Here is a 13934-nt window from a genome sequence, read left to right as displayed (position 1 = left end):
CCACACAAGCCCTGGTCACCACACCGACAGGCCGGTCAGTGTCCGTGAGGTCCTGAAACACCAACTGTCCGACATGTCCTGAACTCAGACAGACGATTCTAGCCGTCCTCACCACTCACGAGCCGCGAACGCGCCGGCTGCTCCGCACCAGCGTCATGTCCTTCTCCCGCACCGGTTCACGGCAGTGCGCGCACACCGTCTCCGGCGCGAGGTCCTCGCCGCACGAATGACGCCACACCGTCGGCGGCGGCCCGTCCGTGACGTACTCGTCGCCCCAAGCCATGAGGTTCAGCAGCACGTGGTTGAGCGCGTGCCCGGCCTTGGTGAGCACGTACTCGTACCGCGGCGGATGCTCCTCGTACAGCCGTTTCTCGAGGATTCCCGCCTCGACGAGCTTGCGCAGCCGCGCGGTCAGGATGTCCCGGCTCGCGCCGGTGTTGCGGACGATCTGGTCGAACCGCCGCGCCCCGAAGAACACCTCGCGCAGCGCGAGCAGGCTCCAGCGCTCCCCGATCACCTCCATCGCGTTCGCGATCGAGCAGTCCCTCGGTCCTTCGGTCATACGACCAGCGTAAACCCAGTGAGTCTTGATTTCCAACCCACTCGGTGCCACAGTGAGTTGGAGAACCCAACTCACCTCTGGAGGCAGCCGTGCACGACGCGGTCATCGTCGACGCCGTCCGAACCCCGATCGGCAAGGGCAAGCCCGGCGGCGCCCTGCACGAGGTCCATCCGGTCCAGTTGCTCGCCCACACCCTGCGCAAGCTCGTCGAACGCAACGGGCTCGACCCGGTCCTGATCGACGACGTCATCGGCGGCGCGGTCGACCAGGTCGGCGAGCAGGCCCAGAACGTCACGCGGTGGGCGGCGCTCGCGGCCGGACTGCCGGAGAGCGTGCCCGCGACCACCGTCGACCGGCAGTGCGGCAGCAGCCAGCAGGCCGTGCACTTCGCCGCGCAAGGCGTGATGGCGGGCGCCTACGACGTCGTCATCGCCTGTGGTGTCGAGTCCATGAGCCGGGTCCCGATGTGGTCGAACGTGCTGCCGGGTACCGATCCCCTCGGCCCCGGCGTCGCCGAGCGCTATCCGGAAGGCTTGGTACCACAAGGAATCAGCGCCGAGCTCATCGCCGCGAAGTGGTCGCTCACCCGCGAGGCGATGGACGAGTTCGCGGTGTCGTCACACCGGAAGGCGGCGCGGGCGCACGAACTCGGGCGGTTCGCGAGCCAGATCGTGCCGATCGGGACACCGTCGGGGCTGGTGTCCACCGACGAGTCCGTCCGGCCCGGCACCGATCTCGAAGCGCTCGCCGGACTGCGCCCGGCGTTCCAGGATCCGGGGGTCTCCGCGCGGTTCCCGCAGATCGACTGGTCGGTGACCGCGGGCAACAGCAGCCCGATCAACGACGGCGCCTCCGCCGTGCTCATCACCTCCAGTGAGACCGCTGCCCGGCTGGGCCTGCGGCCCCGTGCCCGCCTGCACAGTTTCGCCGTCACCGGGTCCGACCCGCTGCTCATGCTCACCGGTGTCATCCCGGCGACGGAGAAGGTGCTGCGGCGCGCGGGTCTGCGACTGGCGGACATCGACCTGTTCGAGATCAACGAGGCGTTCGCGAGTGTCGTGCTCGCGTGGCAGCAGGAAACCGGCGCCGATCCGGCCAAGGTCAACGTCCACGGCGGCGCGATCGCGCTGGGCCACCCGCTCGGCGCGAGCGGGACCCGGCTGATGGGCACGCTGGTCAACGCGCTGCACCACCACGGCGCCCGGTACGGCCTGCAGGCGATGTGCGAAGGCGGCGGCCAGGCCAACGCGACCATCCTGGAGGCGTTGTGACCGATCGGCTCCCCAGAAAACTGGCGGACCACCCGTCGGTGAAGGCGGTGCTCGCCAAACCTCGCGAGAAGCCGTCGCCGGTGATCGACGTCGCTTGGCTCAAGGAGATCTGCCTCGCCGCGGGCGCCGACGACGCGGCGGCCGTCTCGCTCGACCACCCCGAGCTGGCAGGCGAACGCGAGCACGTCCTGCGGGCGCTGCCCGGCACCAAGACCCTGGTCTCCCTCGTGGTGAGAATGAACCGTGACGACGTACGCTCCCCCGCCCGCAGCGTGGCCAATCAGGAATTCCACCGCAGCGGCGAGATCATCAACGAGGCCGGTCACTCGATCGTCCGGACGCTGCAGGACGCCGGGTACCGCGCGATCAACCCGTCGGCGACCTTCCCGATGGAGATGGAGAACCATCCCGGCCGGATCTGGGTTGTCGCGCACAAGACGGTCGCCGTCGCCGCCGGGCTCGGCGCGATGGGGCTGCACCGCAACGTGATCCACCCGAAGTTCGGGAACTTCGTGCTGCTGGCGACGTTGCTGGTCGACGCCGAGGTGTCCACCTACGGCGAATCCCTCGACTACAACCCTTGCCTGGAGTGCAAGTTGTGCGTCGCGGCTTGCCCGATCGGGGCGATCTCGAAGACCGGCGAGTTCGACTTCCTCGCCTGCTCGACGCACAACTATCGCGAGTTCATGAGCGGCTTCACCGACTGGGCGCAGACCGTGGCCGACAGCGAAGACGCCGCCGACTTCCGGTCGAGGGTGACCGATTCCGAGAACGTGTCGATGTGGCAGAGCCTCGCGTTCAAGCCGAACTACAAGGCCGCCTACTGCATGGCCGTCTGCCCGGCGGGCGAAGACGTGCTCGGGCCTTACCTCGACGATCGCCGCGGCTTCCTCGGGACCGTGGTGAAACCGTTGCAGGACAAGGTGGAAACCCTGTACGTGCGCCAGGGTTCCGCGGCCAAGGCCTACGCCGAACGGCGGTTCCCGCACAAGCCGGTGAAGGAGGTCGACGGCGGCTACCCGGCACGGTAAGACCGGACCACGAGGCTGAATCCCCCGCTGTCACATCCGCGCTCCGCCATCCGTCAGGGTTACGACCGACCGTGGAGAAGGATGGGGACAGTGGACGAACACGACTGGCTGGCACGGCGTTTCGAGGGGCACCGGACGCACCTGAGGGCGGTGGCGTACCGGATGCTCGGTTCGCTGAGCGAGGCGGACGACGCGGTGCAGGAGTCCTGGCTACGGCTCAGCCGGGCGGGCAGCGAGGACGTGGACAACCTCGGCGGCTGGCTGACCACCGTCGTCGGCCGGATCTGCCTCGACATGCTGCGCTCGCGCAAGTCGCGGCACGAGGATCCGGTCGGCGCGCAGCTTCCCGACCCGATCATCGGCCGCGCGGGCGGGATCGATCCGGAACACCAGGTCCTGCTGGCGGATTCGGTCGGGCTGGCGCTCCTGGTCGTGCTCGACACACTGGACCCCGCCGAGCGGCTCGCGTTCGTCCTGCACGACATGTTCGCCCTGCCCTTCGACGAGATCGCGCCGATCGTGGGCCGGACTCCGGGCGCGACCAGGCAGCTCGCCAGCCGGGCCCGCCGCCGTCTGCAGGGCTCGCCGACGGTGCCGGACGCGGATCTGAACCGTCAGCGGGAAGTCGTCGACGCGTTCTTCGCCGCCGCCCGGGACGGCGACTTCGACGCGCTGGTGTCGGTGCTCGACCCGGACGTGGTGCTCCGCGCCGAGGGCGGCGCGGTACCGGCGGGAACCTCACGCTCCGTGCGAGGGGCGGCCCAGGTCGCGGGACAGGCGCTCATGTTCCGGAAGTTCGGCGCGGGCGGGGTGTCGCGGCCCGTGCTGGTCAACGGCGCGGCCGGGATGGTCGTCACCAAGGACGGCATGCCGCAGACGCTCTTCGCCTTCACCGTCGTGGACGGGAGGATCGCGGCGATCGAGATCCTCTCCGACCCGGACCGCCTCGCCACGCTCGACTTCGAGCCCCTCGGCTGAGGTGTCAGGAAAGGGGCTTTCAAGACGTTTTTCGTCCTGAAAGCCCCTTTCCTGACGTGCGCTCCCCGGGATCAGGAGGTCGGGAAGTTGTCCGCGGTGCGGATGCGGTCCCGGATCCAGACACCGGCGGGCTTCAGCGGAGCCGTGCCGGTGAACGAACTGCCAGAGCAGGTGCCCGGCTTGAACACCGCACCCGAACGGCTGTCGTCGGAGAAGTTCCAGTTGGTCCAGCTGATCTTCTTCGACGCCAGGAAGTCCAGGTACTTCTGGGAGTTGGTGAAGTCGTTCCCGCCGTCACCGCTGGCGGTCTGGGTGCCGAACTCGGTCACGAACAGCGGGATCTTGCTCGCGGCCCGGCTCAGCGCGTTGAAGTACTCGGTTTTGTGCGACGCCGCGTAGAAGTGGAACGTGTACATGAAGTTGCTAGCGCGCACCGGGTTGTTGATGATGTCGGTCTCGTCGCGGCCGTCGGAGATGCCGAGCGAGCCCCACCCGTGGGTGCCCACGAGCACGACGCCGTCGGAGTCCTGGGCGCGGATGACCGGGATCATCTGCTCCGCGTAGCTGCGGACGCGGTCCCAGCTGACGTTGTTGGGCTCGTTGGCGATGTCGTAGATGATGTTGGTCTTGTCCTTGTGCCGCTGGGCGATCTCGGTGAAGAACGTCTTCGCGCGGCTGAGGTTCGCGTTCGGGTCACCAGGGGTGAGCTGATGCCAGTCGACCAGGGCGTACAGACCCCGTTTGGTGGCTTCTTCGATGTACCCGTGCACCATGTCGGTGAACTTGCGCGGGTTGGTCTCGTAACCGCCTTCCTGGATGTACATCGAGATCCGGAGGACGTCGGCCTTCCAGTCGTTCGCCAGCGCGTCGAGCGAAGCGGTCTTCACGCATTGGCTGTACCACTGGATCCCGTGCGTGCTCATGCCACGGAGCTGGATCGGCTTGCCCGCGGAGTTGCACAGCTGGAGGCCGCAGACCTTCAGCTGTCCGTTGATCGCCGCCGGGCTTCCCGGCGGCAGCGCGGCGGCTGCCTGCGTTGCGGGTTCTGTCGCGGTCTCGTTCGCCATCGACGTGCTCGCGGTGGCGATCGGGGCCAGCAGTCCGGCGGCCAGTGCGGCCGTCACCCGGAGACGGATCTTGTCCCAACGCATTCGGCTTCTCCTCTCGCGTCGGCGGCACCGGCGTTGGTGCGCCGACGGTCAGGGCGGCGGGATTAAATAGGAAACTTTCCTTACTATTGGAAAGTAAAGGAGAGATTACCCACGGGCTCGACGGACGGTCAAGACTTGACCACCGACTGTTTCAACGACCTCGGGCATGCTCGGAGCGTGACGACCATCGTGGCCTTCCACGCGCACCCCGACGACGAAGCGCTCCTCACCGGCGGCACCCTCGCCCACGCGGCGGCGGACGGGCACCGCGTCGTCCTGGTGGTCGCCACCATCGGGATGAAGGGCGTCGACGAGTCGCGCCGGGCCGAACTCGACGCGAGCGCGAAGGTTCTCGGCGTCGCGCGGGTCGTGCACCTCGGCTACGCCGGAAGCGGCCACGGCGCGATCCTCTATCCGGACCCGCCGGGATGGGTCCGCTTCGTCCGCGCGAGCACCGACGAGGCGGCCGCGCGGCTCGTGGCGATCCTCCGGAAGGAGAAGGCGTCCGTGCTGCTGAGCTACGACCGCAATGGTGGCTACGGCCACCGCGACCACGTCAAGGTGCACGAGGTCGGCAAGCGGGCGGCCGAACTCGACGACGGTGTCCGGCTACTGGAAGCGACCATCCCGCGCGACGCCGTCGCACGCCTGGTGCGGATCGTGCGGCTGTCGCGGATCCCGTTCCGCTACGACGTCGACGCACTGCTCCGCGCCTACAGCGCCCGGTCCGAGATCACCCACACCTTCGACGTCCGGCGCTTCGCACGCCAGAAACAGGCGGCGATCGCCGCCCACTCTTCGCAGGTGAGGGGAAACGGCAGGCTGGCGCCCCTGATGCGCGTCGTGACCCGGCTTCCCGCGCCGCTCTTCGGTCTCGTGTTCAGCCGCGAGTGGTACATCGACGCGACGCCGCCCCGCTCACGACCCTGACCGGCGCACGCGGGCTCGATACGCGGCGGCCTTCACCCGGTTCTGGCAGGCCAGCCCACAGAACCGCTTGATCTGCGCCTGGCTCGCGTCGATGTACACCTGATCGCACCTCGGCGCCGAGCACAGCCCGACCCGATGCGGGATGTGCTCGCCGAACGCGGCGGCCACCGACACCGCCAGCCCGGCCGCCCATTGCTGGACGAGGTCGGCCTCGGGGCTGTGGAAATGCAGGTGCCACGACTTTTCGCCGTGGCGATGCAGGTACGGGAGGGCCTTGCTGTCGGCGAGCATTTGGTTGAGCAACCCGGCCGCTTGGTCGGGTTCGCCGCGCGAGAGCGACTCGATGATCTCCCGCAACCGCGACGCGAGATTTCGCAGCCGTTCCGCCGCCAGAAGGTCGACCCGGCCGTTCCCGGATCGCGCGTCGCCGAGCGCCTCGGTGGCGGCGCGAACGAGGTCGTGACCGCCGAGCGCGGGCTTCGGCCTGCCGTGTACATGTCCCCCGGTCAAGGCGTTGATCAGCGCGACCCCGGTTTCCAGGTGCATCGCGTGGTGCCCGTCCAGCCTCGTCCCGTCCGGCTCGTCAGCCATCGTGCCCCTCCCCCGGGCATCACTGGTTCGCAGGATGCCTTCGGTGACGCTACCAAAGGTGAGCTTCACCCCAAGGGCGTTGAAGTCTTTTGGAGCAACGGAATCCGACGAGGAGTGGAGCGTGAGTCCACTGTGGAGGGAGGCGGCGAGGCGTCGGTCACCACCGCGGCGGGCCCGCGTCCACGATCTTCTGCGAAAGCTCCAACGGATCGTGGTGCATCAGCGACTCCATCCACCACGTCATCCCGGCCTGTCCCAGCGCGGGCAGGTCGACCTTGATCGGCTCCTCCCACGCGGGGCTCGCGTTCCCCGCGACAGCGACGTCGAAGGGGCGGCCCGGTTCCAGCCCGGCCAGGCTGAGGGCGCGGTGGGTCTCGGCGATCTCCTCGGCGGTCGGCGTGTGGTCCTCCGGGTTCGGGAAGATCCCGTCGCACAACGCCGCTCGCCGGACGACGCGCGGATTGTCGGTCGAGCTCGCCACCCAGATCGGGATCGGGAACGGCTCGGGCGGGGACTCGGCCAGCGCGACCTGATAGTGCGCGCCGTCGTGGTCGAATCGCCTGCCGGACCAGATCGCGCGGATGACGTCGAGGCCTTCGTCGAACATCGCCGATCGGGTCAGCAGGTCGGTCTGCTCACCGAACCGGCTGAAGTCACCGGATTCGTCCGAACCGAGACCGGTGCCGAGGATGAGCCGCCCGCCGGAGAGCCGGCTGACCGTCGACGCGTGCCGCGCGACCACCCACGGGCGGCGCCGGGCGGGCGGCGTGATCATCGGCCCGAACAGCAGTCCGCTGGTCGCGTGCGCGATCGCGCCGAGCGTGGTCCACGGATCCGCGATGGGCATGGTGTCCGCGACCACGTGATCCCACAGGAAAAAGCCGTCCCAGCCCGCCGCCTCGGCGCGTACGGCGAGGTCGACGAGCACCGCCGGCTCACCGAACGGGCCGAAAGGCGGCAGATAGACGGCATGGCGGACCGTGCTGCCGGTCAAGTCGATCATCTCCCCAACGTCATCGTCGAAGTCCCCGGGACGGCCGCTTGTTTACGCCGTTCACTCACGTTAACGTCCGGAAGATGGCGGACACCGGTGAACGTTCGACGAAGTGGCCGGAGCATCGGAGAAGATTACGCCGGGTACTGGCCTCGGCGGTCGCCGTCTCACTATGCGCGACACTTTCGGCTGTGAACGCGTCCGCATCGCAGGATGACGACTGGTCCCGTGACTTCTACTGGGGCGTCGCGTCGTCGGGTTACCAGTCCGAAGGCAGTGCCTCGGACAGCAATTGGAAGCGGTTCGTGGACCGCTCCGCAGGCAAGGACGGCGTCGACGAGTACCGGGACTCGGTGGACTTCCGGCACCGCTACGCCGACGACATCCGCCTGGCGGCCGGGCTCGGCGTCAACACCTACCGCTTCGGCGTCGAGTGGGCTCGCGTCGAGCCCTCGCCCGGCCGGTGGGAGGAGAGCGAACTGGCCTTCTACGACGACGTGCTCCGGCAGGTCCGCGCCGCGGGCATGACGCCGATGATCACGCTCAACCATTGGGTCTACCCGGGCTGGGCACTGGACCAGGGCGGCTGGGCCGACACCCGGACAGCGGACGCGTGGCTGGAGTTCAGCCGGAAGATCGTCGAGCGCTACGCCGGGCAGGACGTCCTCTGGGTGACGTTCAACGAACCGCTGATCTTCCTCAAGAACGAGCAGAAGGTCGGCGCGCTGAGCCCGACGCGGTACTTCGCGGCGCAGTCCAACGTCGTCCAGGCGCACCGGCGGGCCTACGACCTGATCCACGAGATCGATCCTGCCTCGAAGGTCACCAGCAACCAGGCCTACATCACCGGGGTCAACGGGATGGCCGACTGGTTCTTCCTCGACCAGGTCAAGGACAAGCTCGACTTCATCGGCATCGACTATTACTACGGCCTCAGCATCGACAACTGGACGGTGTTCGCCGCCGCGAGCGACAAGTTCTGGGACGTGAAGCTCCAGCCGGAAGGCATCTATTACGCGCTGCGCAGCTATCACAACCGGTTCCCGCGCTTGCCGCTCTACATCGTCGAGAACGGCATGGCGACCGACAACGGCCGGCTCCGCGACGCGGACTACACCCGCGGCGACCACGTGCGCGACACCGTGTACTGGCTCCAGCGGGCGAAGGCCGACGGGATGAACCTCATCGGCTACAACTACTGGAGCCTCACCGACAACTACGAATGGGGCAGCTACCGTGCCCGGTTCGGACTGTACACAGTGGACGCGCTCACCGATCCCGCGCTGACCCGGCGCCCCACGGACGCCGTTCCCGCGTACCAGGCTCTGGTGACGGCGGGTGGCGTTCCGCGGAGCTACCGGCTCGAACGTGGACCCGGGACTTGTTCTCTCGTAGACGGGCTGAGCAGTTGCCTCAACCCGGCGAAGGTCGACGGGCCGCTCGCGCCCCTGAAGTGACCGTCCACATCAGACGGCCACCGGTTCGGGCGCGAGTTCGAGGCGCCTGCCCTCGAACGTCCGCCGCAGCCGCCGGTCGTGGGTGACGACCACGAGCGCGCCGGAGTAGTCCGCGAGCGCCTGTTCCATCTCTTCCACCAGATCGGGGGCGAGATGGTTGGTCGGCTCGTCGAGCAGCAGGAGGTCGGTTCTGGCCGTCACCAGTTTGGCCAGTTCCAGCCTGCGGCGCTGCCCGACGGACAGCTCCCTGACCGGTTTGCGCAGGTCCGGCGCCCGGAACAGGCCCAGTGACAGCAACCTCTCGGCCGCCTCCTCCTCGTCGTCGTCGCCGTCCCCGGCGAAGGCCGCGAGGGCGGTCCGGGCGTCGTCGCCGAGCCCGCCGTTCTGGTGCAGGAAACCGACTCGGCCCGCCCGCTCCGCCGACCCCGCCGACGGCGCCAGTTCACCAGCGAGCACCCGCATGAGGGTGGTCTTGCCCGCCCCGTTGGGACCGGTCACGAGCACCCGCTCCCCCGGCAGCACGCAGAGCGACGTCCGCGGCAGTCGGCCGTCCACCGACACACCGTCCGCCCTGACCACGTACCGATCGGCCTCCACCTCCCCCGCGTCGATCCGCCCGGTGAACCGGAGTGGCCGCGGCGGAGGCGGAACCGGGTCGGCCTCGAGCCGCTGGATCCGCTCCCGGGCCGACCGGATCCGGCTCATCGCGCCGTGCGCCCGGGAACGGGCCCGGAACGCACCGGCCCCGCTGAAGGCCGAGGGCGCCTTGCGCGGGATCGCCGAGAACCGGTCGATGTTGACGTCCGCCAGCCGTTCTTGACGGGCCATCTCCAGCTGCCAGACCTCGTACTCCCGGACCCACCGGGCCCGCGCCGCCGCCTTCGCCGCGAGGTAACCCGGGTAGCCGTCGCCGTGCCGGTGCACGGTCCGGCGATCGGCGTCGACCTCGAGGATCGTGGTGGTGACCCGGCTGAGGAACATCCGGTCGTGGGTGATCGCGACGAGCCTGCCGCGATGCCCGCGGAGGTGGTTCTCCAGCCAGGCGACGGCTTCGTCGTCGAGATCGTTGGTCGGCTCGTCCAGCAACAGCAGTTCGGGGGACGCGGCCAACGTCGCGGCGAGCGCCAGCCGGGACCGCTGCCCGCCGGACAGGCTGCCCAGCGCGCGACCACGGTCGAGACCAGGCTGCCCGAGCCCGTGCAAGGCGACCTCCACCCTGGCATCGGCCTCGTAGCCGCCACGGGCTTCGTACGCCGCGGTCAGGTCGCCGTAAACGTCCAGGTCTTCGGCGGTCTCGAGCGACTTCTCCGCCGCTCGCAACCGGGACTCCAGCTCCCGGATGTCGGCCAGCGCGAGGTCGATCGCGTCCCCGACCGTGGCGGTGCCGGGCAGCTCCAACGTCTGCGGGAGGTAGCCGACGCCTCCGGGCGCGGTGACGGTCACCGTGCCGTTGTCCGCCCGGTCGTGGCCGGCGATCAGCCTGAGCAAGGTGGATTTGCCCGAACCGTTGTCACCGATGACCCCGGCCTTTTCGCCCGGTTTGACGGTGAAGCCGACCTGGTCGAGCACGACGTGGTCGTCGAAACGTTTGGTGACACCGGAGAGCACGAGTTGTGTTCCGGAATTTCGATGCGGGGTACGCATAGGGGCGTCCTCCTGGATTCTCGGAAGTAAGAAGAGCACGCGGAAGGACGCGGCCCGGCGGAGCGAAGGCTCTACGCCAGGGCCGCGTCGAAGGCGAGAATCACAGGTAGAAGAAGAACCCCATGGTGTAGACGGTAGCCGGGGAATGCGGGCGGGCAAAACGAATTAAAAGTTGTGTACGGGTTCACAGAGTGGTCTGTGTCCCCATACCGCGACAAGGACGCCCCGGTGACCGAGAATCGACACCGGAGGTTTTCGCGGTCTGAGGGAATGGGGTTCCTCGTGCACGGGTCCAGCGGTCCGATCGCCCGGTTCCGGCGACGGCTCTTCCCCGGTCACAACTCGCTCGCCCGCGGCTCGGACCGCTTCGAAGCCCTCATCCTCAAACTCGTCATCCTCGCCGCGCTCCTCGCCATCCCCGTCGCGGCCGCCGTCGGCTCCGCCAACCACGGCAGGCAGGTGACCGCGGCCGCCGCCGAAGCGGCCGGACGACAGGCCACCACCGCGTACCTGCTGAAGGCCGCACCCGTCCGCGTCGTCGACAGCGAGAGCGTCGGAACCGAAGATTCCACCACCGAGGCGACCTGGACCGACTCGCGCGGCGCCCGCCACACCGGCGGGGTCCTCGCGACGCCGGGCACCCCCGCCGGATCACCCGTGCCGATCTGGACCGACGCCCGCGGCGAACTCACCGCCGCCCCGAGAAGCGCGTCCACGGCCGTGTTCGATTCGGTGCTCGTCGGCCTCTGGCTCTGGTTCGCGGTGATCGCCGCGCTCGTCCTGCTCCACCGGGTCGTCCGGCTGGTGCTGGACCGGCACCGCGCCGCGGCCTGGGAACGCGCCTGGGCGGTCTACCCGCGTTCCGGCTCCTGGCCCTGATTCCGGCGGCGAAGGCAAAGAGCCTCGGTTAGGGTGCCCTCCATGCTCATCATGATCTCGGCGGACATGGAGGGCGCCACCGGCGTCACCTGGACCGAGGACGTCATCCCCGGCACGGAACAGTGGCAGCGATTCCGGCGCTTGTTCACCGGCGACGTCAACGCCACCATCGCCGGCCTGTTCGACGCCGGTGCCACCGACGTGCTGGTCAACGAAGCGCACTCGTCCCAGCGGAACCTCCTACTCGAAGACCTCGACGGCCGGGCGCGAATGCTCACCGGCAGGCACAAGCCGCTCTCGATGATGCAGGGCATCGACACCGGCGTGGACGGTGTGGTGTTCCTCGGCTACCACGCCGGTGCCGGTTTCGACGGCGTCCTGTCCCATACGTACCTGGAGAATCAGATCACCGGCGTATGGCTCGACGACGTCCCCGCCAGCGAGGGCAGGCTCAACGCGGCGATGGCCGCCGAGTACGGCGTCCCGGTGCTGGTCGTCTCCGGCGACGACAAGGCCTGCGACGACGCCCAGGACTACGCGCCCGAAGCCGAGCTGGTCACGGTGAAGGAGTGCATCAGCCGCTACGCCGCGATCTGCCTCCCGCCCGCGAGGACCGCCGAGCTGCTGTCCTCGGCCGCGGCGGACGCGATGAACCGGGCGGGCCGGGTCGAACGGTTCACCACTCCCCACCGGATCGAGGTGGAGTTCGACGCGAGCCACCTCGCGCAGGCGGCGGCGGTGATCCCGACGGTGGAACAGATCGGCGTGCGACGGGTCGGTTTCGACGCGCCGGACATGACCGAAGCGATGAAGGCGTTCAAGATCGTCACAGCGATCGCGGCCGGGGCGGTGCAGGGTATCTATGGCTGAGATGGAAACGCAGGGCGAGCTTCCCGGCCAAGTTGCCGACACGGAACCCGCCCGGCCGCAGGCCCCGCTATCGCGGCGGCAGGGCGCCCTCGGCGATGACGCGGCCGGCGGCGAAAAGGTGCGCCCTGGCGACGTGATCGCGGATGCGGGTTCCCCAAACAACACTGAGATGGATGTCGTCGAAGTTTGTTCGCGATTGATCCGGTTCGACACCACGAACCGGGGCAACGGGGATTCCGAGGGCGAGCGCGAGGCGGCCGAGTACGTCGCGTCGCTGCTGTCCGGGCTCGGGATCGGCGCGAAGATCATCGAGTCGGCGCACCGGCGCGCGAATGTGATCGCACGCGTCCCGGGCACCGACCCGAGCTTGCCCGCGCTGCTGGTGCAGGGGCATCTCGACGTCGTCCCCGCCGACGCCGCCGACTGGTCGGTCGACCCGTTCTCCGGTGAGGTCCGCGACGGGTTCCTCTGGGGTCGCGGCGCGGTCGACATGAAGGACTTCATCGCGATGGTCCTCGCCGCCCTCGCCACCGGTTTCCGGCCTCGACGGGACATCGTCCTGGCGTTCGTGGCCGACGAGGAGGACAAGGGCGAGTACGGCGCGCACTGGCTCGCCGCGGAGCACCGGCACCTGTTCGACGACTGCGCGGCCGCGATCAGCGAGTCGGGGGCCTACAGCTACCACGTCCCCGCGGCCGACGGCCGGACCGTGCGGCTCTATCCGGTGGCGACGGCCGAACGCGGCACCGCGCATCTGCGGCTGACCGCCAAGGGCCGCGCTGGGCACGGATCGCGCCCCAACGACGAAAACGCGGTCACCCGGCTGATCACCGCGCTCGGCAAGATCGCCGCGCACCGCTGGCCGGTCCAGCTGACCCCGACGGTCCAAGCCTTCCTGGAACGTACCGGCGAAGCGCTCGGTGTCGCGGTCGATCTGTCCGATGTGGACGGGACGATCGCGCGGCTCGGACCCGCCGGGGCGCTGGTGGTGCCGACCGTCCGCAACAGCACGACACCGACCATGCTCGACGCCGGCTACAAGGTGAACGTGATCCCGAGTTCGGCCGAGGCCCAGGTGGACGTCCGCGTCCTTCCCGGTGCCGAGACGGAGCTGTTCGCCGAGATCGACGCGATGCTCGGCGAAGGCGTCACCCGCGAGTTCGTCGCGCACCAGCCGCCGGTCCAGGCTCCGGTGGAGTCGCCGTGGTTCGACGCGATGGCGGATGCGCTGCGCTCGGAGGATCCCGAAGCCGTGGTGGTCCCCTACTGCATGGGCGGCGGGACGGACGCGAAAGCGTTCAGCCCGCTCGGGATCGACTGCTACGGTTTCGCGCCGCTGTGGCTGCCGGAGGGCTTCCCCTATCGCGCGATGGCGCACGGCGTCGACGAACGCGTCCCGGTCGAGGGGCTGCGGTTCGGCACGCGGGTGCTGCGGCATTTCCTGGAGAACTGCTGACCGCCTCGTGAGTGGTAAGGACGGTTATTGAGGACCGTCCTTACCACTCACGAGGCAGTATCACTGGGCCCGGCGCCGGCACCCGAATCGTCTTCATCCGAATTTCATGAAGGCCGCTTA

13 protein-coding genes are annotated in these 13934 nt (G+C 68.9%); 8 read left to right on the top strand and 5 right to left on the bottom strand.

What is annotated here, in order from left to right; genetic code table 11:
• Nucleotides 1-115: 115 nt before the first annotated feature.
• Complete coding sequence (locus ACZ5IK_RS26290) at nucleotides 116-562, bottom strand: winged helix-turn-helix transcriptional regulator (protein ID WP_410663833.1); 447 nt, start codon at nucleotides 560-562, stop codon at nucleotides 116-118.
• 89 nt (nucleotides 563-651) lie between these two features.
• Between ACZ5IK_RS26290 and ACZ5IK_RS26285 the strand changes: the two genes are divergently transcribed.
• The 3 genes from ACZ5IK_RS26285 (at nucleotide 652) to ACZ5IK_RS26275 (ending at nucleotide 3842) form a co-directional block, all read left to right on the top strand.
• Nucleotides 652-1833: a thiolase family protein gene (locus tag ACZ5IK_RS26285; protein ID WP_465490095.1), complete on the top strand. Its 1182-nt coding sequence runs from the start codon at nucleotides 652-654 to the stop codon at nucleotides 1831-1833.
• Nucleotides 1830-2864, top strand: a complete 1035-nt coding sequence (locus tag ACZ5IK_RS26280; protein ID WP_465490094.1) for a 4Fe-4S binding protein — start codon at nucleotides 1830-1832, stop codon at nucleotides 2862-2864. Before ACZ5IK_RS26285 ends, ACZ5IK_RS26280 begins: the two co-directional genes overlap by 4 nt.
• 90 nt (nucleotides 2865-2954) lie before the next feature.
• Entirely contained in the window at nucleotides 2955-3842 is an 888-nt protein-coding gene (locus tag ACZ5IK_RS26275) for a sigma-70 family RNA polymerase sigma factor (RefSeq protein ID WP_465490093.1), read from the top strand.
• Between the two features lie 71 nt (nucleotides 3843-3913).
• On the opposite strand, the gene ACZ5IK_RS26270 is transcribed toward ACZ5IK_RS26275, so the two are convergent.
• Entirely contained in the window at nucleotides 3914-4993 is a 1080-nt protein-coding gene (locus ACZ5IK_RS26270; RefSeq protein WP_465490092.1) for a glycoside hydrolase family 5 protein, read from the bottom strand.
• A gap of 177 nt (nucleotides 4994-5170) precedes the next feature.
• On the opposite strand from ACZ5IK_RS26270, the gene ACZ5IK_RS26265 reads away from it, so the two are divergent.
• Complete coding sequence (locus ACZ5IK_RS26265) at nucleotides 5171-5923, top strand: PIG-L deacetylase family protein (RefSeq protein ID WP_465490091.1); 753 nt, start codon at nucleotides 5171-5173, stop codon at nucleotides 5921-5923.
• Here ACZ5IK_RS26265 and ACZ5IK_RS26260 read toward each other — a convergent pair.
• A complete protein-coding gene (locus tag ACZ5IK_RS26260; RefSeq protein WP_465490090.1) occupies nucleotides 5912-6514 on the bottom strand; it encodes a CGNR zinc finger domain-containing protein in 603 nt (200 codons plus the stop codon). The genes ACZ5IK_RS26265 and ACZ5IK_RS26260 overlap by 12 nt on opposite strands.
• A 157-nt stretch (nucleotides 6515-6671) precedes the next feature.
• Entirely contained in the window at nucleotides 6672-7517 is an 846-nt protein-coding gene (locus ACZ5IK_RS26255) for an LLM class flavin-dependent oxidoreductase (RefSeq protein ID WP_465490089.1), read from the bottom strand.
• Nucleotides 7518-7699: 182 nt separating this feature from the next.
• Between ACZ5IK_RS26255 and ACZ5IK_RS26250 the strand changes: the two genes are divergently transcribed.
• Nucleotides 7700-8965 (top strand): family 1 glycosylhydrolase, encoded by a 1266-nt coding sequence (locus ACZ5IK_RS26250; protein WP_465490088.1) that lies wholly within the window; start codon nucleotides 7700-7702, stop codon nucleotides 8963-8965.
• A gap of 9 nt (nucleotides 8966-8974) precedes the next feature.
• On the opposite strand, the gene abc-f is transcribed toward ACZ5IK_RS26250, so the two are convergent.
• Complete coding sequence (gene abc-f, locus ACZ5IK_RS26245) at nucleotides 8975-10609, bottom strand: ribosomal protection-like ABC-F family protein (RefSeq protein ID WP_465490087.1); 1635 nt, start codon at nucleotides 10607-10609, stop codon at nucleotides 8975-8977.
• A gap of 228 nt (nucleotides 10610-10837) precedes the next feature.
• Here abc-f and ACZ5IK_RS26240 point away from each other — a divergent pair, with 228 nt between their 5' ends.
• Genes ACZ5IK_RS26240 through ACZ5IK_RS26230 form a run of 3 tightly spaced genes read left to right on the top strand, consistent with a single transcriptional unit; the run spans nucleotide 10838 to nucleotide 13814 of the window.
• Complete coding sequence (locus ACZ5IK_RS26240; RefSeq protein WP_465490086.1) at nucleotides 10838-11488, top strand: Rv1733c family protein; 651 nt, start codon at nucleotides 10838-10840, stop codon at nucleotides 11486-11488.
• A 42-nt stretch (nucleotides 11489-11530) separates the two neighbouring features.
• A complete protein-coding gene (locus tag ACZ5IK_RS26235) occupies nucleotides 11531-12358 on the top strand; it encodes a M55 family metallopeptidase (RefSeq protein ID WP_465490085.1) in 828 nt (275 codons plus the stop codon).
• Nucleotides 12351-13814 (top strand): M20/M25/M40 family metallo-hydrolase, encoded by a 1464-nt coding sequence (locus ACZ5IK_RS26230; protein WP_465490084.1) that lies wholly within the window; start codon nucleotides 12351-12353, stop codon nucleotides 13812-13814. The genes ACZ5IK_RS26235 and ACZ5IK_RS26230 overlap by 8 nt, the downstream gene beginning before the upstream one ends.
• The last annotated feature ends 120 nt before the right edge of the window (nucleotides 13815-13934 follow it).

This window comes from Amycolatopsis sp. NPDC031561 (assembly GCF_055580625.1).
The sequence above is the reverse complement of the archived record's forward strand: the minus strand, read 5'-3'. Positions and strand labels throughout refer to the sequence as shown.

Bases quoted from the DNA above. Each gene is read 5' to 3' on its own strand.
- ACZ5IK_RS26290 (WP_410663833.1), bottom strand. From the start codon at position 562: ATGACCGAAGGACCGAGGGACTGCTCGATCGCGAACGCGATGGAGGTG.
- ACZ5IK_RS26270 (WP_465490092.1), bottom strand. From the start codon at position 4,993: ATGCGTTGGGACAAGATCCGTCTCCGGGTGACGGCCGCACTGGCCGCC.
- ACZ5IK_RS26260 (WP_465490090.1), bottom strand. From the start codon at position 6,514: ATGGCTGACGAGCCGGACGGGACGAGGCTGGACGGGCACCACGCGATG.
- ACZ5IK_RS26255 (WP_465490089.1), bottom strand. From the start codon at position 7,517: ATGATCGACTTGACCGGCAGCACGGTCCGCCATGCCGTCTATCTGCCG.
- abc-f (WP_465490087.1), bottom strand. From the start codon at position 10,609: ATGCGTACCCCGCATCGAAATTCCGGAACACAACTCGTGCTCTCCGGT.
- ACZ5IK_RS26235 (WP_465490085.1), top strand. From the start codon at position 11,531: ATGCTCATCATGATCTCGGCGGACATGGAGGGCGCCACCGGCGTCACC.
- ACZ5IK_RS26230 (WP_465490084.1), top strand. From the start codon at position 12,351: ATGGCTGAGATGGAAACGCAGGGCGAGCTTCCCGGCCAAGTTGCCGAC.